This is a genomic window from Paenibacillus sp. LHD-38 (genome assembly GCF_031157315.1).
Classification (GTDB): domain Bacteria; phylum Bacillota; class Bacilli; order Paenibacillales; family Paenibacillaceae; genus Pristimantibacillus.
On sequence record NZ_JAVIFU010000079.1, the window covers coordinates 1 to 20,464 of the forward strand.

Annotated in this window: 17 protein-coding genes; all 17 read right to left on the reverse strand. The window is 44.3% G+C overall.

Going from position 1 to position 20,464, the window contains the following annotated elements; translation table 11 throughout:
- Positions 1 to 140: 140 nt before the first annotated feature.
- The 17 genes from RCO25_RS32540 to RCO25_RS32620 all read right to left on the reverse strand — a co-directional run bounded on the left by RCO25_RS32540 (position 141) and on the right by RCO25_RS32620 (position 20,047).
- Positions 141 to 416: a hypothetical protein gene (locus tag RCO25_RS32540; RefSeq protein WP_309000217.1), complete on the reverse strand. Its 276-nt coding sequence runs from the start codon at positions 414 to 416 to the stop codon at positions 141 to 143.
- A 286-nt stretch (positions 417 to 702) separates the two neighbouring features.
- The gene (locus tag RCO25_RS32545; RefSeq protein ID WP_309000218.1) at positions 703 to 1,746 is read right to left on the reverse strand and encodes an ATP-binding protein; all 1,044 of its coding nucleotides are present in this window, start codon (positions 1,744 to 1,746) and stop codon (positions 703 to 705) included.
- A 17-nt stretch (positions 1,747 to 1,763) separates the two neighbouring features.
- On the reverse strand, positions 1,764 to 2,519 hold the full coding sequence (locus tag RCO25_RS32550) for a hypothetical protein (RefSeq protein ID WP_309000219.1): 756 nt from the start codon (positions 2,517 to 2,519) through the stop codon (positions 1,764 to 1,766).
- Entirely contained in the window at positions 2,510 to 3,346 is an 837-nt protein-coding gene (locus RCO25_RS32555; protein WP_309000220.1) for a hypothetical protein, read from the reverse strand. The genes RCO25_RS32550 and RCO25_RS32555 overlap by 10 nt, the downstream gene beginning before the upstream one ends.
- 251 nt (positions 3,347 to 3,597) lie before the next feature.
- A complete protein-coding gene (locus RCO25_RS32560; protein ID WP_309000221.1) occupies positions 3,598 to 6,027 on the reverse strand; it encodes a polysaccharide lyase 8 family protein in 2,430 nt (809 codons plus the stop codon).
- Between the two features lie 163 nt (positions 6,028 to 6,190).
- Positions 6,191 to 8,272, reverse strand: coding sequence for a hypothetical protein (locus tag RCO25_RS32565; protein ID WP_309000222.1), 2,082 nt, complete (start codon positions 8,270 to 8,272; stop codon positions 6,191 to 6,193).
- Positions 8,273 to 8,467: 195 nt separating this feature from the next.
- Entirely contained in the window at positions 8,468 to 9,700 is a 1,233-nt protein-coding gene (locus tag RCO25_RS32570; protein WP_309000223.1) for a glycoside hydrolase family 130 protein, read from the reverse strand.
- 13 nt (positions 9,701 to 9,713) lie between these two features.
- Positions 9,714 to 10,589 (reverse strand): carbohydrate ABC transporter permease, encoded by an 876-nt coding sequence (locus tag RCO25_RS32575; RefSeq protein WP_309000224.1) that lies wholly within the window; start codon positions 10,587 to 10,589, stop codon positions 9,714 to 9,716.
- Between the two features lie 14 nt (positions 10,590 to 10,603).
- The gene (locus tag RCO25_RS32580) at positions 10,604 to 11,521 is read right to left on the reverse strand and encodes an ABC transporter permease (RefSeq protein ID WP_309000225.1); all 918 of its coding nucleotides are present in this window, start codon (positions 11,519 to 11,521) and stop codon (positions 10,604 to 10,606) included.
- A 202-nt stretch (positions 11,522 to 11,723) separates the two neighbouring features.
- The gene (locus RCO25_RS32585) at positions 11,724 to 13,244 is read right to left on the reverse strand and encodes an extracellular solute-binding protein (protein WP_309000226.1); all 1,521 of its coding nucleotides are present in this window, start codon (positions 13,242 to 13,244) and stop codon (positions 11,724 to 11,726) included.
- Between the two features lie 190 nt (positions 13,245 to 13,434).
- Complete coding sequence (locus RCO25_RS32590; RefSeq protein WP_309000227.1) at positions 13,435 to 15,711, reverse strand: helix-turn-helix domain-containing protein; 2,277 nt, start codon at positions 15,709 to 15,711, stop codon at positions 13,435 to 13,437.
- Positions 15,712 to 16,368: 657 nt separating this feature from the next.
- Entirely contained in the window at positions 16,369 to 16,902 is a 534-nt protein-coding gene (locus RCO25_RS32595) for a hypothetical protein (protein ID WP_309000228.1), read from the reverse strand.
- Positions 16,903 to 17,106: 204 nt separating this feature from the next.
- Positions 17,107 to 17,724 carry an NUDIX hydrolase gene (locus RCO25_RS32600; protein ID WP_309000229.1) on the reverse strand — a complete coding sequence of 206 codons (618 nt, stop codon included), beginning with the start codon at positions 17,722 to 17,724 and terminating at the stop codon, positions 17,107 to 17,109.
- Positions 17,725 to 17,727: 3 nt separating this feature from the next.
- Positions 17,728 to 18,375 carry an HAD family hydrolase gene (locus RCO25_RS32605; RefSeq protein ID WP_309000230.1) on the reverse strand — a complete coding sequence of 216 codons (648 nt, stop codon included), beginning with the start codon at positions 18,373 to 18,375 and terminating at the stop codon, positions 17,728 to 17,730.
- Positions 18,376 to 18,631: 256 nt separating this feature from the next.
- Positions 18,632 to 18,952, reverse strand: a complete 321-nt coding sequence (locus tag RCO25_RS32610; protein ID WP_309000231.1) for a hypothetical protein — start codon at positions 18,950 to 18,952, stop codon at positions 18,632 to 18,634.
- Between the two features lie 130 nt (positions 18,953 to 19,082).
- Positions 19,083 to 19,484 (reverse strand): zinc ribbon domain-containing protein, encoded by a 402-nt coding sequence (locus tag RCO25_RS32615; RefSeq protein WP_309000232.1) that lies wholly within the window; start codon positions 19,482 to 19,484, stop codon positions 19,083 to 19,085.
- 137 nt (positions 19,485 to 19,621) lie between these two features.
- Positions 19,622 to 20,047: a hypothetical protein gene (locus tag RCO25_RS32620; protein ID WP_309000233.1), complete on the reverse strand. Its 426-nt coding sequence runs from the start codon at positions 20,045 to 20,047 to the stop codon at positions 19,622 to 19,624.
- Between the last annotated feature and the right edge of the window lie 417 nt (positions 20,048 to 20,464).

Genomic DNA, 20,464 nt, shown 5'->3' on the forward strand with positions numbered 1-20,464 from the left:
CGTCACAATCACTATACCAAACCGAAGCGGTGTTTTCTATTTTGCAAGAGATTAATATTTTCTTGGTTTAGCTATACTTATCAAGGGTTTAAAGCCAATTTCGCTCTGCGAAGGTTGAGTTAATAATAAAAATTATCAAATTATTTTAGGAGTTTTATTTGAGGATCGTGAGCATCTAGTGGAGGAGAATCCTTCCGATAATATTGATATTGATTTCTCCCCAATTCTTCTAAAAGCTCTTTCTTTAATTGATCTTTTTGTGATTGAAACTCTTTATCTACTAGAGCCTTTATTTCCTCTTTTTGCTTATCCGTTAATGAGCTCGAATTCGTTTGATTTGATGCTGCATTAACTACTGTTGAGATCGAGAACAATAATATGGCTAAAATTATGTAGAGACCAAATCTTCGTGACATGCTAAACAACTCCCTTCAAACAATAATAATATTTATTCGGCTTGATCTTAAATTCTTATTCCACTTATTAATATTTAATGCTACTTGTCCCAACTCCATTGATAACACGCGTTTACATATAACGTCGTTTTGCGAAATGATTAAACTATCCTGCCCGTTAGCTTAATGACGCATCGTCAGTCCATGAATATTACGGCAGCACGTTTGTTTTTTAGAATGGACGACATGGTGCATCATTTCCCCGTCGGGAATGGGACTATGTTCTTGTCACTAGTCGGGAATGGGATCAAGTTCTTGTCATCAACAAATGACAAGAACTTGATCCCATTAATAAAAAAAACCGCAATTTGCGCGGCTTTAATGGGACAATGTTCTTGACTTCCGACAAGAGCTCCGAATCAATGTAGCCGGATCTACTGATAGCATCTCGCCACTCTAACATAGACAACCAATCTCCTCCCATTCCATTTGCGCCATACGTTTTTAATGCATTTTCGATGGTGAACGCAACATACTCCATTGGTAGCTCCATTTTCCCCGTAATTCCAAATTCTTGGCGAATCTCGAGGAAGAGATTAAAAAGCAGCTTTCCAAAATCCTTCAAACGTTTTCCCTCATCATACGACTCTGGAAAGAAAAAACGTGTAAAATACCAACCACTGTCGGTTGGGTATTCGGACTCGTCATAGCTTTGAAGTACGTATTCAAGTTCCTCAACGCTGCGTATGCCTTTGAATTCATATTCTTTTGGCATAAACCTTCCGACGATATGCGCTTTCTGGTTGGCAATGAAGAATGATCGTCTATCGACCAATTGCTCCTGTCCAATTGAAATGATGGTCATACGGATCATTTTCCGCATCAGTTGATTGCTTATGTCGATTAGGCAGTTATACTGCCACTCGGTCATTTTTTGCGCTTCGTCCATAATAAGTACAACCCGTCTTAAATTCGAACGCTCCCCTTTCTCATGCATCAAATTTACAATTGGGCTTCGCAAGACAACTTCATCCTTCTTAGTTTCGAAACGGAAGAAAAAATCATGGAGCATATCCCGATAAAATTTTTCGGCGCTAGGTACTTTGTAACTCTTGCAGTCAGCAACAAAAATCGGGATCAGGGTTTCAAGCTCCGCAGGTAAATAACTAACCGCGAATATGGTTGCCCTTGTTTTTCCTAATCGCGGGCGTCCATATACAATCATTCCCGGACCACCGTCTTTGATGATCTGAATAATCTTCTCCATTAATCTGTTTATTTCCAAGGTCGGAAGAATATACTGACCTTGTTCAATGGGATGGGTTCCTGGGGTGATCGTTGGCCTAAGCACGTTTCCACTCTCTTTCATTAATATATAATAGTCTTATGTTTTTTTAAAATTGTTTTGTTTTCGTTTTCATTCAGCTGTTGACGAACTTCTCTTGCTTGGTCCAACGCAGCAATTGCGTCCTGCTCGTTCTGAAGAGTCTCACTCCGATTTTGCTCCGATTTTTCATCCTGTCCTTTATTGATGGCTTCTCTGACTTGAGCCACCTTATTTGAAGCTCGCTTTTTGCCTTCTTTCGCCTGGTTCGCCATATATTCATAATATGCAAAAATCGGGTCATCCCATTGTGTGTAATGTATAAGCCTTTTGGTAACCAGTTGGTTGATCGATTTCCTCATTTGGTAAGTATGTGGAGTAAGCGACCATTTCCCTGCTACCACGAGTTCTCCAAATTCGCTGCCATCAGGCAAGAAGGCTTTGACGGTTCGCATATCATCCACATTAATGTGAATCGTGAGTTTCGTACCTATAAGGTGACCTGAGCGTGCCAAAACATCATTCCGGTACTCACCCCGTAATATTTCTATATAGGGACGTTTACCGGTCTCTATTTTCCCTCGGACAGTTTTGACTGTTGTCATCTGCAGAAATAAAAACTCGGAGCGTTTGGATTCGGGAAGCTGTCTTGGAATCATGCCTTTATTCATCCTTTGTTCCAAAATCTCAAGTGGTGAGTTATAATATAAGCCACCATGTGGCGTTCCATTGTAATCTGATACCACAACCCTAACCAATTCTTGAAGTTGTTCGTAAGTCATCACATATTTTACTGCCATTTTATCAGGATCTTTTCTTCTCGGGTCATCTGGTTTGCTCCCAGTCGTATTTGGAAGACGTTGAATGCTGCTTTTGTGAGGGTGTTGTAAAAGCGTTCTATATATGATCGCCTCATCGGTCGCGCAACAGGTCCTAAATTCGTTGCACATCCAATTAAATTTCGCAAACGGTCTTTTACCATATCTGCAAGGTGAGCTTTGGCATTGTCGAAACAGATTACATCCCAAACCGACCATTCTAGCTGTGGGAACCGTTCGGAAGGGTATCCACCTGGTTCCTGGAAGGTTAAACCTTCGATGGTAAGCGGTTGCTTCTTAACCGGCATGATCGCATTACGAGCGCAGATCATAACGTCGCTTGCGTTGTACTCCTTATTGAGACAAATATGCGGTGTTCCGATAATATTTCGTGTTGCGGAATCTACGATGCACAATAACCATAAACGATCTAATTCTTTAACTACTTCATCTCCCTCAGGTGTTGTAAATTTGATTACAAAGATGCCATCCAGTCGGTGTCCATCAAATTGAACTTTCTGATAAGGAGTTATAGTTTCTGGATGATTCTGCTCCCCTATTCCACTATTTTTTGCTTTTTGTTCCGCATCTTTACCATAGCGTGCAGAAGCCTTACCGAAGTGTTTGTTTCGTAAATTAACCAAGTAACGACATAAAGCTCGGTAGCCTAAGCGTTCAGTATTAAAAGGATAATCGGTACGAGGAATGAGCTTTTTGCACTCATCAACAAACTTTTTGTGAATTTGTTTTCCTCTCATTACTGGCTCAGAAAGTTTTTTGTTTTGACCTAAAAACAGATCATCGATCATATCTTTGATTATCGGATACTTCGCGAGGGCACCAATTTAGAAGTCATTCAAAATATTGACCATATAACCAGTTGGGATACTGGACCCGGGCCATGTAACGCGGAATTGGGGACAATACAACAGTTACTCCGGTATAAGCGAAGGAGTAGCGCCATAAAACAAGGAAACATGACCTGTATGACGGTCATGTTTCCTTTTTTCATATCAGGCTTGCATGAAAAAATGCTGCGCGTTTCCGCTTAGTATACCGGTTACCTGGGAATTTGGAATTTCACTTGGAACGTCTTGCCTTCAGAATCCGCGGTATCAACCGAGAAGCGGATGGTTGGAACCGATTGTGTTACCGTAATACCGGGATCTGCGGAAATGACAGCGATTGCTTTTTTGTCAAGCTCGATCTCAATCGTTCCGTTATTTGCGCGAGTCGGGTCGGCTACTGAAACGGTCAGTTCACCGTCCTTTTCCTTGACCATAACGGCGGCGACTTTGTTGCTGGTTATTCCGCCTGCCTTGATTTTTTCATTGTTCCAGAAGAAAGCGCCGGTGATGCCGAGCTTTTTCTCGTTCACCGCATGAGCGTCCGGTGAGTTCACCAATATCTTGATATCCGGTTTGGAGGCATAATCCTCCGTTTGATTTGCCGTTTTATTAGGCAGCGTTACGTATTGGTACGCGGCGTTGTTCGGGCTAATGCCGTGATCGAGCCAAAGCGTCAAATAATTGCGGGTAATCGGATTATCCGGTGACGGTCTCTGATTGACGTTCAGGTCACCCCATTTAGCCGTGCTGGTCAGGCGCGAACCTTTAACGTCAGTCTGTCCTCCTGGAAAATAGTAGCCGATGTCGGAATTCGGAACATTGCCTGCCAGGTGCGCCCACGAAACATTGTTCATCGTTTCTTCTGATCCGAGCGAGGTAAGTTGGGCAGTTCCATTTACGGTCAGCGCGTTATCTCCGGACGCATTCAGCTTCCGGTTGTCCACGATAGTTTCAACGGAATAAGCCTCTTGATCGTCCAACTGAATACCGGATCCAAGCGAAACCACTTCGTCGTCGAAGAGAAACCACGATTTTTTCCCTTTTAGCGAAGTACCCGATGCCCCCGGCGCCGTAAGGCCCATTCCGACTACTCCGAATTTCCCGTCAGACACGCCGCCGACCCGATTATCCGAATTCACGTGTACCGATTCATTGACGTTAAGCGTTCTTGGTTTTGTATCGGCCGTGGTTCCGGGAAGCCGTTTAAAATTAACGGTCGCCCAGAAATTATCGCTGTACTGTTCTTTATCTTCCGTATAGGTGTAGGTCATCCCCGAACCGGTGTACCAACCTTTACGCAACTCAAAATTGTTCTCGAAATTTGCGATTTTGTCGGAGAACATACTGATGCCGAAGCCAAATCCGGGACGCACATGCACGGCACGGGCCATTCTGCTGAATACTTTGTTATAAAAGATGTCTCCGCGGGAAGGGATCGTCGAATCCTTCACGATTTCATTGGCTCTCCAATTCATTTCGATGGAAGCATCTAAATAAAATCCGCTGTCATTGCTGACGAGATATTTAACCAGGCTTTTAAAGCTTGCCGCATCCGCTTGCGGAGCGATTTGCGACAGACGAATAATGCTTGCGGTCGCTTTATGTCCTGCCACGGAATCCTGGAAATTGTAGCGGGCCACTTCTCTGCCCCGGACCATATCCATCATTAAACCGGTTTTATACAACAATGGCTCGAAGGAATCATAGACCCATTTCCAAACATTGGCGCTCTTCGGATCGGTGACTTCCCAAGGGGTGTCTTTTAATAGATACATGACATCGGAAAGGTCTTTGAGGAGGGAGTTGCCATAGCCGCCATTATAAGCGAATATTCCATGCTGTATAAAGGATCCGTCCGAATAGTAGCCATCGCCATTGGTTGCGTATTCAAAAACGTTAAACCGGCCATTCCGGCCATCGGTAACATCGCTCAAACCGTCGCGCGCCTGAATCATTTTGCCGCTGCTTTCACCGGTAATTCCGCGCAGGGCATGGACGATGGCGCGCCAAACCCGATTGGCAGCCATATATTTATATTCTTCGACAGAGCTATAGGAGATAGGGCTGTTATAATCGATAGCGGCCGTCCAGGCGGCAATTTGTTCCGGGGACAAATCGTCGTACATCATCACCATGATTTCTCCGAGCCGCAGCGGAGATCCAATTTCAATATACCACCATTGCGAAGTGCCGGGGCCGGGTTTGGTCGAATTGAAACGATTCGTGTTCAACCAGTCCAACGCTTCGATAATATCCATCTTCAAGGTGTTGTCGTATTGAAGTGAGCTCCCATGGGTTGTGTAAGCTAGAGCCAATGCTTTGATCCGGTCATAGCTTGTAAATATATAAGATCTGGCGGAAAGCTCTGAGGAGCTTGCCGGCCATAGGCAATTGCAATTGATGCGGTCCGTTCCACGTTGAAGAGAATCCCGGTAACTGATAGCCGTATTTTCGATCTGTCTGATTTTCGCGGCGATTTCCGGAGTCGCTGAATCATAGTAGGTTCCGCCCGTCAATACATCTTTCCATTTCTTCCGAAGTTCGTCATAGGCAGCCTCCGATTCTGCAGAAACGGTAAATACCGATACCAGAAGGGCCATGACTATAAGGAGGGCAAAAGCTGGTTTAATGGTATGTCGCACATTGTTCATCCTCTCTAAATCACATAGTAAAAAACATTCACTTAAGCAAACGCTTTCATTTCAGGGCTATTAAGAGACAAAAAAAAGCGGTTGAGCAGATACAAATACTGCTCAACCTAAACAATTATGCGTCACTGCAATTTGATTTCGTTAGGGGCCGGGTTTAGCCTCCGTTCGCATGGATTGTTTCCAGCCCCCCATTGACGGTCTTCATGATATTGACCATATCCGTATAGGGCTGATCCTGCTGGTTTACCAAGCCTGTATTGAAATTCTCGCCGTCTTTACGCCCGGTAACCGCTTGATCAAAGTACACAAACCAGCCCGAGCCGACAAACAGCGGATGTGCCGTTTGGCTTTCGATGAAAGCTTTGAAAGCCGCGCCTCTGTCCGCTATACTGGCTGTTCTTGTAGCCGCATTGACGGGCGATAACCCGCGCTCGCTAGTGCTAAATGTATATTCCAGATTCAACAGCGGTTTTCCGAAAGCTTCATATCTGGAAAGCCAGCCCGCGTCATTCGTATAATTATCTACGGAAAATGCATCCACAAATTCCATGGCTGCCGAATCCCAATCCAGACTGGTCCGCCAGGTGGGAACGATAGAAGATCCTAAGAACAAATGGTTCGTATCATATTTTTCAATAATATTCCGGATCATCGAGAAGTACGTTTTGGATGCCAGCTTGATATAGTCCGATACATCCGCAGCCGGAACGCTCGCGATCGCGATCGACGTATTCTTTAATGCGTCAAATGATTCGGCGCTCGTGCCAAGAAGCTGGTTGACGGCGGCAATGTCGTTGTTATACCTTTTCGCAAGAAAATCCACAAAGGCGCCCTTCGCCGCAGAGGTCGAATCATACTTCAAAATCTCTTTTACAATATCGGCCGTCCATCCGGCCTCGTTATCGTAAGTGTAGCCGATCAGCCACCGGTCATTCCTCGCCTTTTGAAGCTGTGCGCTCAAGGCGTTGTCGATAATGGATTCAGCCTGCGGATCGAACACATCGTACGTCCATTGAATCCTTTTCAAATTTAACGGATCTTGCAGAACCTCTATATAGGGAAACGTGACATTATTAGGTCTGCTCCACTTGCTAAAGGCATTAAATCCCCAATTGATCAAGCGCTTCTTGGTGATTTCCTCCCATTTCGACTCATAGTTGCTGCCGTATTTTTTCATAACGTTGGCGATGATGAAGCTGACTCTTTCACCATTTAAGTCATTGGCGTAAGCGGGGGCATAGACGCTAGGATCAGGAAGCTCCTCGAACACCTTCCGGGGAGTGCCGTCCGTTTTATTAAACGGCGTTCCGTATCCCCACTCCCATATGCTTGTCGCATCCACGCCCTTTAAAATGAATTTATAGCCGTCCGGCGTAATAAACCACCATTTATTATCGATTTGTTCAAGTCGGAAAAATCCGGTGCATTTGTACTGTCCCCCGCTTTTAATCCCGCCGTACTGATCATATTTGTTTCGATCCAGCGAAACTTTCGCCAGCGCTTTCGCCTCATTCGCATATTCCTGCTTCAATTGCGCGTCTGTTGCAACCTTTCCCGACCACGTTTCATAAATCCACTGTCCGTATTTATCCACCATTAAAGAATCTTTCTTAAGCTCAGCCTGCATCTGTTCTACTGTAAAAGCAGCAGCCGGGTTCTGCCCTTCATCGCCTGTGCCCTTATAGATTTGTACTTCCGTAAGCGGGATATGCTGATAGGCGTGCGACCGCTTAATATCGATGACAATAAACCTGGCCGTTTTGTTGTTCATCGGGATATTGACCGAATAGTTCAAGGCGGTTCCTGATTTTACATGCTTGCCGGCAATATAGTAATAATCCGTTGTAGCCTCGGGGCGGTATTTGACCGTAAATTCCTTAAACCCCCAAAAGCTGTTGGGCGAATTCAATACGATGTTTATGCTGTCCAGCGGGTAGTCCTTCAGCAGGTCAAACACCACCTGTACCGTCCCTTTGGAGGTTGCGCTTCCCATCCATCCGGCATAAGTCGTCGTTAAGGTGTCAAGAAGTACGCCGCTCTCTGACGATACCAAACCGGTAGCTCCTTTGTCGGGAGAACTGCCTGCATCCGGGGCAGGGCTGTAATAATAGTTTCCGGTTCTAAGCAGCGTACCTTCCGCGAGAGCTCCCCCGGCAGGGATGAACGACAATACCAGCACGATTACTAGTAATAGTCTAAAAGCATAACCTAGATACCCTCTATACCATTTGTTCATAATTAACCTCCACCATCGTAGTCATCGACATTGTTAAAACGGTTAATTAATCCTGTAAAGCGTTTACATACAAATTCCTTCCACTGCGGATTAGAGTAACCGCGAGAACCTGTCTCAGAGGCATGTGTACGCTTACACAACTGCAGATATTATTTTACTATTTAAAAATTAACCTTTTTTAATCAATTTTTCTATTTAATACCTCTTTTTTTCCACCTTCCGGCCTTCTGCGTCAAATTGCTTGATATACTCCACCAGCTCGGCAAAATTCACCCAAGAAATGCCTGCTTTCTGATCGGCTGCCCCATAAGACATAATCAGATCATCTCCTATAACGATTCCTCCTGTTGTAAATAAGCAAGGCGTAGGATAATCGCTCGGCATCTCCCATTCCTGGCTGGCGTACATCAATCGCTCGGAACATCGATGCGCCACAACCGGGAAATCGTTATCCTGCTCGCGCAAAATCATGAAGGATTGCGTATAGCCGAAGCTGGCATCTTTCTTGCCATGGTAAGAAACCAGCCATTCGCCGGCCGAAATTTGGAGCGGCGCCCAGCTTGCCCCGATCCGATCCTCTTCCCAGTGGAATATACACGTGGCCAGCAGACGGTGGGTTACCCTGCCGCAAGCGAAATCCTGCAGCTTTTCCGCCGCAGCGAGATAGATCGACGGTTTCTTTGCCCTGGCTCCTTGAGGGAATAAGGCAGCCGTCATCGGGCGATGCAGCATCACATATTGCAGCTTCCCGCCAATCAGCATCTTGTTCGGGAACAGGAAGGCGTCGCGGTTATCACTGACGTAGCCCTCCGTCAACGGGCATACATATGCAAAGGCTTCCTCATAGCTGCCCGCTTTCAACTTATCCAGGTCCAGCTTATACAGCACGGTTACGGTCGGGTTGGAGCAGGCGGTCACGCGGAAAGGATCATCCCCCTCATGCACCCATTCCGGCACATAGTCGTTGCGCGTATCGACCGGCGGCTCCCGATCGATAAGCCAATACGGGCCGGGTGGAAACAGTCGGCATGCCGCGGACAGATAAAGCTCCCCTTCTACCGGAAAAATGCGCGGATCTTCGATGCAGCCGTTCGAATAATCCCGTACGCGGTTACCGTTTATATCCGTAATATAAATGTCTTCATACCGCTCATTCAGTGCAGGGGCAATGGCAGGCCGGGAGAAATCGGCAGTCCACGTTCTCCCCAGGTCGCTGCTCGCCGCATATCCGAGAAAGATCGGATACGGGTCATGCTTGCCTTCCTTGCGCTTCCGGGACCATGGGCCCGTTGCCCGGAAGAGCATATGCAGCCGATCGGAAGCCGGGTCTTTAACAATAGCCGGGTTCAGCACCATTTTGCTTGCCCACTCGCAGCCCGGAACCGGCTCCAGCACCGGCTCCGGTGTATACCGGAAACGAGGTCTCATCCATCCATTCCCCCTATCCCTTAATGGCTCCGATCGTCATCCCCTTGATAAAATAACGCTGCAGAAACGGATACAAGAAAATGATCGGCCCGATCGTAATAACAACAGTCGAAAGCTGAATGCCTGTCGTCGTGACGGGAATATTGAGATTCGCATTCAAATAATCCAGATTCTCCGAATTGGAAACGATTCTTCGCAGCATCATCTGCAGCGGATGATTTTGCGGATCGTCGATAAACATCAGCGCGTTAAACCAGTCGTTCCAATAAGAAAGGGCATAGAACAGGGTGATCGTCGCAATAACTGGCATGGAAATCGGCCAGATGATCCGGAAGAAGATATATAGCTCATGCGCACCGTCCACGGTTGCCGCCTCATTCAATTCGAAGGGAAGCGTCCGGAAATATGATGTCATCAAGAAGGCGTTGAAGGCGGAGAACAAGAGCGGCAGCATAAGTGCGAGCATCGAATCCCGCAGGTTCAGCCAGTTGGAAATGAGCAAATAATAACCGACCAGACCGGGCGGAAACAGCATCGTGAAATAAATGTAGAAGGAAAGGACATACCGGTACTTTACCTTTGGATGGGCAGTAACATAGGAGAACATGGAAGTCATAAGCACTGCTGCGACAGTACCGGCCACAGTAATAAAAACAGAAACGAAACTGCTGTAATACACCTGGCTGCCCTGGAACAAAAAACGGTAGGAATCAAGCGTAAATTCCGTAGGGAACATACGAAAGCCCTTGACAATCTGACTCTCTGCCGTAAACGACCCGATATACATAAGCCAGAAAGGAATAAAGCAAATCAGAGCGAAAGTGCCGATGACTAGATAAGCCGCTGCGGAAACGGCGAGTTGCGAAGTATCCCGCTGTTTCATGCTCATTCAATCCTCCCTCTCTAGAACAGCTTCGAATCGTTATCTACCCGGCGGACAACCCAATTGAAGAACAAAATGGTGATCAGCCCCATAACAGACTGGAATAAGGCGACTGCCGAGGCATTGCTGTAGCTGTTCATATTCGTGGACCTCAAAGACCGGTAGGTATACGTATCGATCACATCCGTAGAATTGAAGAGCAGCGAATTGTCTCCGATGATGCCGTAAATCAAGCCGAAATCGCCGTAAAAGATACGTCCCAGCGAGAGAAGCGTCAGCACGATAATGGTCGGCCGCAGCAGCGGCAGCGTAATATACCAAATCTGCTGCCATCGCTTGGCGCCGTCGATTTTAGCGCTTTCATAATACTCCTCGGAGAAACCCGTCAAGGTTGCAAGATAAATAATGGATCCCCATCCTGCTCCCTTCCATATGAATAGGATCGTGAGCAGCCATGGCCAAACCTCCGGCGTTTGAAACCAGGCGATCGTCTGAAAACCAAATTCCTTCATCAAGCGATTAACCATGCCGTCCTGCCCGTTAAAGAAATTTGTGACCAACAAATTAAGGACGATAATGGAAATAAAATGCGGCAGAATGACGAGCGATTGCGTCACCTTTTTGAAAACGGAATGGTGGATTTCATTCAGCAGCAGCGCAATGCATAGGGAACATACAGTTCCCGAAACAATGAACAGAAGATTCAAGTAAATTGTATTCAATGTAACCCCCAGCCAATCCGGACCGGTGAAAAAAAACGTCAGATTGTCGAAGCCGACCCACTCGCTTCCCCAGAGTCCCTTTGCCGGTGTAAACTGCTTGAAGGCCAATATATGAGCGGACATCGGCAAGTAAGAAAAAATAAACACGTACACAATGACGGGAAGCGACATCGCATAAAGCCATTTGTTTTTCCTCAGCTGCTGCAGAATCGCCATTTTAAGCCTCCTTTCTTTTCTTCTATACGTGCATATTACGCAATAGTGATGCCGTACGTATAGTCTTGAATTTATCAAAAGGTATGAACGGCAACATCCTGTGAAGGTTCGAATTCTATCACTCCGATAAGTACGGAGTTTACCGATATTAGAAAAAAACCGGCCGGCCTTAATTTAAGGCCGCCGGTTTTTTTTTGATGGCTTACTTGTTCTTGCCAGCCAGATATTCATCCAACTGCTTCTGATACTCTGCTTGGACTTTCTTTATATCGCCATAGGCCTTTTCCTTAAACTTGGCCAGACCCTCGTTCGGTTCCACCAGCCCCATCACGATCGGATTATAAAACTCCACGCCCGCATTGCTGAGTTGTGCCACTTCATTGGCTACCGGGCTGGGATTGAAGGTGAAGCCCGTCAGAATATCCGTTGTGAAGTTACTCGGATCCCTCTGCCACTTATTCAGCGCAATAACATCTTCAGGCAGGCTGGCATCGATTCGATCCAGCTTCGGATTCCAGCCCCATGCGAAAGGAATTCCCGCATAAGGGTTATCTTTGATCGGGTTATAAAGACCTTCTCCCGCATCTTCCCAGTTTTCCCCCTCTATACCATAGGCAAGTAAATCGTAATTATCCTTCTGGTTCAGCCAATTAAGGAATTGAATGGCGCGTTCTTTGTTTTTACTGACCACTGGAACAGCAATAAAATTGCCCGCTTTGTAGGTCGAGCTCAGCTTCATGCCTGTGTCGTATAAGGAGTAGGCTTCGGCAGAAGCTCCCGGAACCGATTTTTCAAGCGCCGTGCGGGTATTCAGATTGACGCCGAAATCGAAAAACGTGGATACAGCCGCCTTTCCTTTGGCAAATTCCGCATTTTTAAGCGTAAGAGTGTCTTTGGCCAAAATTCCGTCCTGATACAGCTTGTGGTATTGTTCGAAATTTTTCATTATCATGGGGTCCATGTTATCGAAAATATTATAGACCTTCCCGTCGTTCCCTTTGGTGTACAGTCCGGGATAGTTCAATACGGCTGCAATGTTGGCCGTCGGATCAAGCATGTTAGCAAGCCTCAAGCTGATATGTTCCGTACCGTTAGGAATGAACGGAGTGATTTCCGGAACCTTCTCTTTCACCAAATACATAAATTCGATCAGCTCGTCATAGCTCTTGATCGGTTCGACTCCCAGCTGCTCCCGAATGTCCTTGCGAATGACAAACGTCCATGGGCGTATGAAATTCACTTCAAGCGGAACCGCATACAATTTACCGTTTACCTTATTGGCTTCCATCAGCTCCGCAGAGCGGTTGGCCTTGATATCGGGCCCATATTTTTCGATCAATTCGTCCAACGGTTCATAAAGGCCTGCGGCTATATTTTGCACCGGATTATTGTCCCAGATCAGATCGTAATCTTCCGCGGAGGATAATGCAACTTGACGCTTCTGAAGAACGTCCGTCCATGGGATAAACACCACGTTCAGCTTCACATTAAGCGTACCCGCCAGACGGTTCTCCATCTCCGCCTTGACTTCATCCCAGTTAGCCGGCGGATCTCCGGGGAACATGATCTTCAATGTAGCCGGATTCAATTTACCGTCCTCGGAAGCCTGCGGCGATTCGCCTGTTTCGGAAGGGACCGGCCCATTCGAACTGCAGCCGGCCAATATTCCTGTCAGAATTAGCGATACGACCATTAACAAGAACCCTCTTCTTCTTAACTTCATGGCTTAACCCCTCCTGCTTGATGCTCATCCGGGCGGCGGCCGCGACGATTTCCGTCTTGACTCGCGCATCCCGCTTCTGTCTGATCATACTCGGGTTGTTCGGTTTCCGTACAGTCCGGTATCTAACAATTGGTACGAAAGCTGATAAAAGGGCATGTATTCATTTTCCAACTGGCTAAAGTACGGATTTCTACTCTTTATCTTGCGTATTTTCAGTACGGTATTGGTTCGGCGTCATTCCGGTTGCCCGTTTGAACAGGGAATAGAAGGTGCTCTTGGTTTGAAAACCGGACTGTTCCGTTATATCGGCTACCGTCCAATCGGTCGTTGTAAGCAGCTTGATCGCGTACTCGATCCGTTGGTTTGTAATATAGTCGGATAATGAGCACTCAAAATGCTCCTTGAAGATTTGCCGGGCATAGTTTACGGATATGGACACATGAGTGGCAATGTCGTCCACGGAAAGCATCGGATTGTGAAGATGGTTGCGCACATATTCGATCATCTCGGCGGCGACCTCGTCCTTTCGGCTCGAAGCATTCTTCTTGCGGTGCTGATCCATGATCTGCAGCAGCTCCCCGTACAGCCATGAGTTCACTTCTCCAATGGTTGCGAATTGCTCCAGGAAAGTATGGATGCTCTTCATTCCTTGGAACGTCTTATAGTTCTTGAAGCTTTTCATAATCGAATAAATAATATGAGTCAGCTGCATCTTGCATTCCTCATAGCTTAGCGCCTGCATATGCAAGGTAAGTTCATCCAGGTAACTCTTTAGAGCCTTATCGTTCTTAAGGTGAACGGAATAAATCACCTGCTTCAGCAAGTCTTCATCCAGCTTGCTGTCTTCGCCCAGCTGATACCGCTCCAGATCATTGGAGGTGAATACCCGATCCTCGTTATAAATGAACCCGATCAAAGTCAGTTCGTACATCCGGTTATAAATGGTGTGCACATTGTCTTCCAAATGAAGCAAGGAGCTGACAGCGGCATGCAATTCCAGCTTCAGCCACCGTCTGATCTGAGCTCTTACCTCCTCCATCGCTGCGATGACCGGCGCCGTATCTTCCCCCGAACCGGACGAAGAAATAAGCGCTACGAGGTGATCCGAGCTGAAATCAACCGTTTCCGCGGCAAACCCGTGATTCGCAAGCACTTCGACCATAATATTGCCCAGTGCATAGCGGAGCAATTTTCGCGAAGCGAAATCGTAACATTCCTTGAACCGCCCGTAAGATTCCAGCCGTACGACCGTCATACGGAAAGAGCCCGTCTGGAGGATTTTCGTTTCACTTCTAATAAAGGCTTCTACGGGTCCGGAAGCTTTCGAATTAAAAATCCATTGACGCAAGAAATCCTCCTTCACCAAAGCTTTGCTGCTCTTGATCGACAAGTCCAATTGCTCGATCTGCTCGACAAGAAGATGGAAGCCGGAATGAATCCACTGAATCTCATTATTGGCATTCGCTGTCTGCGCCATCGGATGCTTCTTGCCGAGCTTGCTTTGCAGTTGAAAGGCCAAGTCGCTAATGGGCTTCAAGCTGCGGTAGGATTGCCAGAACAAGAATAACAGCAAAGCGAACAGCAGAATGATCGAGGAACCGATAATTTCCGTCCGGATCTTGGTTATTTTCGCTTGCCACAGAGAGATTGGTGACAAATGATAAACCTTCCAACCATCAATAGGAAGCTGTGCCGTCTGAATGGACCAGGTTTCATGGCCGTACTCCCATTTCCAGCCCTGTTTTGCCGCCTCCGGCTTATCCGTCCCCATGAGAGCTTCCGTCAAAGCGGCATCCGTATTGCCCAGAATGAACTCCTTATTTTTGCCTTCAATAAAAATTTTGTTCTGATCTTCCTCCGATATTTGCAGCATGTGCTCATTCAGCAGCGGCTTGCTGAAGAGAATCGCCACGAATCCATGATAGTTCTGATTAGGCCCGGCTGCCGGTACGACAAGCGCTAGATGCGATTCGCCCTTCACCTCATGGTTGACAAACTGCAGATAAGGCGTTTTCTGATTTTTAATGTAATTCAGCATGGCCTGGTCATAGAAATCCTGTATCGTATAAATGCTTGAGTCTGAAGTATAGATTTGGCCTTGATTGAAGTTAAATAAATAAATGCCGTCTATGAAAGGCTCGCTGCTCATAAATTCCCTTACGCTTTCGGCCGCTTTATATAACGACAGGGGGGAATAATCATTTTCACCCATGTTGATCCACATTGCGATATTTTCATCCGAATAAATTCTGAGCGCAAACTGACGCAATTTCTGCAAAGTAAATTCCGAGGTTTTCACGACCTGGTTCATTTTCTCTTGGTTGGACTTATTGATCTCATTCATTGCGCTTTGAGCGAACTGCCGGCTCAGGAACAAGGTAAACACCAGGGTGAGCAAGCTTACGGCTATGAAAGAGTAAAAAAAAATGCTGGAATACGTCTTCTTCGGCTTTATCCGGCTCCACATTGGCATCCCCCCCTGCTATCCCCTAAAAACAATAGGATAATATTACCAACTTGTCCAGTGTGAAATATATTAAAATTTATTAAACAAGTCTGGTTTTTATTACTTGATAGAGCTTTCTTATCAATTGAGTGCACAAAAAGAGCTGTATGGAATCCGATTAAGGTACTCCAAACAGCTCTTATATTTAGAAAAAATGTTCTACTAGACGGGCCTTAAACCTCTAAAAGGTGTATTTCACAAGCCCTTACCGCGTTTCGTTTTAGCCATTAGGAACTCCTTTCAATATTGAAACATATAAATAATGCCCATTGCTGTTTAAGCTGACTTTCAATGATACTAATACAGTATATAAATATAAAGGTAAAGAACAATTATGGTTAAAGTATCCTGCCAGTTAGCCATCCATGCCGCTCACGCGACACCACAGATTATGGAAGTAATTGCGTTCTTCCATGGGAGCTTAACGCCTATCAGTACATATGTACAAGCTGCAAAATATAAGAGCATCTACGAAAGATTTCAAGAAAACCAAACAACCTTTCGTTTTTGCTATTGAGGGGTGTTACGAAATTCCCACTCCTCAAGTGTCATAACTTAATCATTATGCTAGCGTTTTCCGTTAGTTTAATGCCTAAGATGGATTATTCACTTTGCTTATTAGATCAAGCTCTTTTCTAAAAGTATTTCAATCTTTTCTTGTGGGACACTTTTTACTAAATCCCCGTTTGAAACGTCTATTGATTCCCAATCTGAGTAAACAACAAAATCATCAGAAATTGGTATAATGTCACTCCAGTTATATGCATTTAATTTTTTTGCGACTTCAAAACGTATTGTCTGACAATCTTCCCAAAACTCTTCCCATTTCTCATTTCCAAATAAACTCACTAATGTTTCCTGCTTCTGTTGAAAAGTTTGATCTTGATCTTCAAAACCAGTTTGATATTTAGCGGGCATCTCTCCAGAGTTCCATAAATACCACTTATTATCAGTTCCCGATTCTTCGATCATCTTGTTTCTGTAAGATTCAATTCCTAATGTAATTAGCCCAAGAACAGGTTCATATTCGTTTCCAAGCAAGGATATATAGCAAACCTTATCTCCTTGATTTAATTTAATTTTCTGTACTGCATTAGGTACTTCTCTTAGGAGAACTTGCTTCAATTCTAAAAGCAACTCATCTTTCCCCATAATACACCTCTTATTGTTATTTATTTTTATTCCAAAAAGTGGATCATAATAAAGTTCGATTCCTATTGAATTTTTCATAGGGTAATAGCTACCCAACTACCGTTGCTTTAATAAACCAAAAGAGGAGCTGCCGCGAAGCAAGCCCCTCAACTATCGTCTCCCGTTAGCTTAATGACCTATAAAGTTGTCTTATTATTTTGCATGTCAATCGAGAATGACTTTCTTTTCTGGGTCACGTAAAAAATCAAACATTATTTTCACTTGTTTTAATGTGTTCCTTTCCTGTGAAAGTTCAGGTATAGAATGCTCGTCAAAAAAATCTACTTCACTTGTTTCTAAGCCAGTCTTAGCCTCGCCACCAACAATTTTACATTCAATAAAAAACTTGTATACGTGGTAAGGTTCAGGAGGATGATTATGATATTTTTTATCCAAAACGGCTAGAAGCCTAACAGGAGTAACCGAGAATCCCGATTCCTCCTTAATCTCTTTTACTGCAACTTCGGTGGGTGAATGTCCAATATCTGCCCACCCCCCTGGTAGTGCCCATGCTCCATCAAGTTTTTCTCTTACCAAGAGTATATTGTTATTTTTAAAAACAACACCGCGTATATCAACCTTTGGTGTAGCATATCCCGTCTCATTTGCGAAAGTAAGTTTAAGTTGTTGTTTCTCAATTAAAGTATAACTAGAAAGTATATCAATGCTTAATTGTCTAAGTTCCTCATATCGTTCGTAATCATATGGATCTTTTGTATATGTCAACCCAATCTGGGCTGTTGCCTGTATTTTTTTTGCCCATTCCAACCACATAATCTCCAATATCTATTCCTCCAGCTCAATTACTTCAATAAATTCAATTGTACTTTTAAAGAGCCTGTCAGGTTCTATCTCAAATACTGATGACTGAAAAGTAGATAACCATTGAACAGCAAACGTTCGAACACCAGCTGCCTTTCCTGCCAAGATATCAGCATTGCTATCACCTAGAAATACAGTGTTGTCAGTTTTAATTCCAAAAAAGTCTAGAGCTTTTATTATTCCTTCTGGGTGCGGTTTCGGATTTACTACATCATTCCCAGTTACAACGAAATCGAAATAATTTGCTAAATTAAGAGCTTCCGAAGAAATCTTATATGCTTGTTTGCTTTTTCCTGTTATTACACCGATTTTCTTACCTTTATCTCTCAGTAATTGCAATAATGCAATAATAGAGCTAATGTCAATTGACTCGGAGTGTCCTTGCCCATACAGATCGTAATATTCTTGGACTGCATTTCGAACAGATTCTTTATTACGGAAATTTTTTAAGATAATATCATCTTCAGTCGGACCAAACATAGATACTAGTTCATCACTTGTAACATCTTGACCATCATACTTTTTGAAAACTGTTTTAAATGCAGAAAAAGATGAGGGTAAAGTATCTGCTAATGTTCCATCAAAGTCGAAAAGCACAAGTTCAGTGGTCATAGTTTATCTCCTAACTTTTGGATATAACTACAATGAATTATACATCATTTTAATACTTAGCAATTAATAAGTATTAAATTAATTACATTTGACTCCTGCTACCGCGATTTACTTTAACCGTAGTAAACTGCCCGTTAGCTTAACGCTCAGCAGTACATCTGTACCAAATACCCTATTTTATGAAGATGTCAAAGGAGCTGCCGCGGCAGCTCCTTCATCGTTTGTATAGAGTCCTTCATTGAACTAACGTTGCCCGTTAGTTTAGGAATAGCAAAGGAAAAAACAGCCACTTATCATCAACAAACACTACCATGAACATTCCAAGCAAAAACCCAAAACCAACAATCAGAGTGGAACGCAACTTGCCTTTAAGCACCCGCAATGAATGGCTAATGGCTAAAGTCAAAAATACAAATGTCAAACCAACAGTAAATTGACCAACAGTAAAACCTGCTATGATACTAAAAATGTATATACCTAATGCTGCAATCCAGTAAAGTTGGCGGTAACCCATGATAGCGAGTACTGTGGTTATAAGTGAAATAAACAATGATGAGTAAGCAACAATGCCTAACATTTCATCATTCCTTTCTCAAATTCATAAAGGTTAGGCCAGTTACTTCAGTGAACGACATGAGGAGCCCCTCCATCCGGACTGGCTGGATCCCCCCGTAAAAATTCCATCTTCATGGGTGCGTGTTTCACACTTATCCTCCAAACAAAATGTCCATTATCGTCCCAAGTTTCCCTGCTTTATTTTTTGATAATACTTCAGGATCGTAAATTTCCACATACCCGCAATTATCGCAAGATACAAACAAAAAATGATTGTGCTGAATATCAAATATTTTACTCAGACTAGTACCCGTCATTGCCACTTCTTTTATATTGCATTTCTTATGATCACATTTCGTACATTTAAACCGCTCCGCAATTAAAAGATCTATATCGACTTCAGGGTGAAATACAGAATTATCATTTTGTACATCAACGTCACCAACATTAAATACAACGTTTCCTTCTCGATCGAGTAAAACCTCATGAAAACACTCAGGGCAAACATCGTTTGTAATTATTACTTTTTTTGTACACCAAGGACATTCAATCATGAAGTGATTCCTCCTTGTTCTTGTGCATTTCTAGGGTCTCATAAGTTCTTCCTTATTTCCAATATTTAGACGAATATTGTGTGGGATTGTTGCGTTATTCTGCCCGTTAGCTTAACAATTGAAAGTCGTAATTTTTATCAATTGCCTCCAATATGAAAGACACCAATAACGGTTTTACCATCAACATCATATAGCGGGATATCATGACCACCTGGAGGCCTACTCTTTTGTATGGCTAGAGCTTCCTCGGGTGTATTAGGTTGCTCACCAACTAAATCTTTTCTCAGTACATATCCCATAGTACCATCCACACCTTCAGCACCAATTAAATCAGGTTCCTGTACTGGTCCAGGAGGGAATGGTCCATTACCATAGGTTTGTCCTTGTTCGTTAACAGGGTAATCAGGAACATCTTCTGAAGCCGTAACAAGGTAGTCATTCTCTGAAACTGTAGTTCCATAATTATTTGGATAATCCACGCCCAGCTCAGAATATAGAGCTATTCCTGTTACAAAAACCAGCCATGCGAAAACTACGATATAAGATTTTTTTCCTATTTTCATAATTCCAAATTCCTTTCTTTCCGGTTTGAAAAAAGTAAATTTACCAATCAATCCATTATTTATACGATTATAACATCATATTTGTTGCGTTATCCTACTCTTTAATTGAGAAAAGGCTGTCCATCAGCAGCGCATTCAGTATTTAACTATCCTGCCCGTTAGCTTAACAAAGAAAGGAGCAGCTGCCGCAGCAAACTGCTCCTTGTATGTTCAACTCCCTTGGTACGATATGTTTTTCTCACGAATGCTCGCTTATTCGCAGGATTTCACCCGGTTGGTAAGGACTGAAAGACAAGAAGGGAACGCCGTGTTAGACTTCGGCAACATGAAGGCGCACGGGAATAAAGGGGGATAATTGTCGCCCCATATACTTCCATTTACTGCACGCATTCTCCACGCCGCCCTTGGAGGTTTTCA

Coding starts and splice junctions, on each gene's coding strand:
- RCO25_RS32610 (WP_309000231.1), bottom strand. CDS start 18,952: ATGTTAGGCATTGTTGCTTACTCATCATTGTTTATTTCACTTATAACC.
- RCO25_RS32540 (WP_309000217.1), bottom strand. CDS start 416: ATGTCACGAAGATTTGGTCTCTACATAATTTTAGCCATATTATTGTTC.
- RCO25_RS32620 (WP_309000233.1), bottom strand. CDS start 20,047: ATGAAAATAGGAAAAAAATCTTATATCGTAGTTTTCGCATGGCTGGTT.
- RCO25_RS32570 (WP_309000223.1), bottom strand. CDS start 9,700: ATGAGACCTCGTTTCCGGTATACACCGGAGCCGGTGCTGGAGCCGGTT.
- RCO25_RS32590 (WP_309000227.1), bottom strand. CDS start 15,711: ATGTGGAGCCGGATAAAGCCGAAGAAGACGTATTCCAGCATTTTTTTT.
- RCO25_RS32595 (WP_309000228.1), bottom strand. CDS start 16,902: ATGGGGAAAGATGAGTTGCTTTTAGAATTGAAGCAAGTTCTCCTAAGA.
- RCO25_RS32605 (WP_309000230.1), bottom strand. CDS start 18,375: ATGACCACTGAACTTGTGCTTTTCGACTTTGATGGAACATTAGCAGAT.
- RCO25_RS32585 (WP_309000226.1), bottom strand. CDS start 13,244: ATGAAGTTAAGAAGAAGAGGGTTCTTGTTAATGGTCGTATCGCTAATT.
- RCO25_RS32615 (WP_309000232.1), bottom strand. CDS start 19,484: ATGATTGAATGTCCTTGGTGTACAAAAAAAGTAATAATTACAAACGAT.
- RCO25_RS32555 (WP_309000220.1), bottom strand. CDS start 3,346: ATGATCGATGATCTGTTTTTAGGTCAAAACAAAAAACTTTCTGAGCCA.
- RCO25_RS32550 (WP_309000219.1), bottom strand. CDS start 2,519: ATGGCAGTAAAATATGTGATGACTTACGAACAACTTCAAGAATTGGTT.
- RCO25_RS32575 (WP_309000224.1), bottom strand. CDS start 10,589: ATGAGCATGAAACAGCGGGATACTTCGCAACTCGCCGTTTCCGCAGCG.
- RCO25_RS32565 (WP_309000222.1), bottom strand. CDS start 8,272: ATGAACAAATGGTATAGAGGGTATCTAGGTTATGCTTTTAGACTATTA.
- RCO25_RS32580 (WP_309000225.1), bottom strand. CDS start 11,521: ATGGCGATTCTGCAGCAGCTGAGGAAAAACAAATGGCTTTATGCGATG.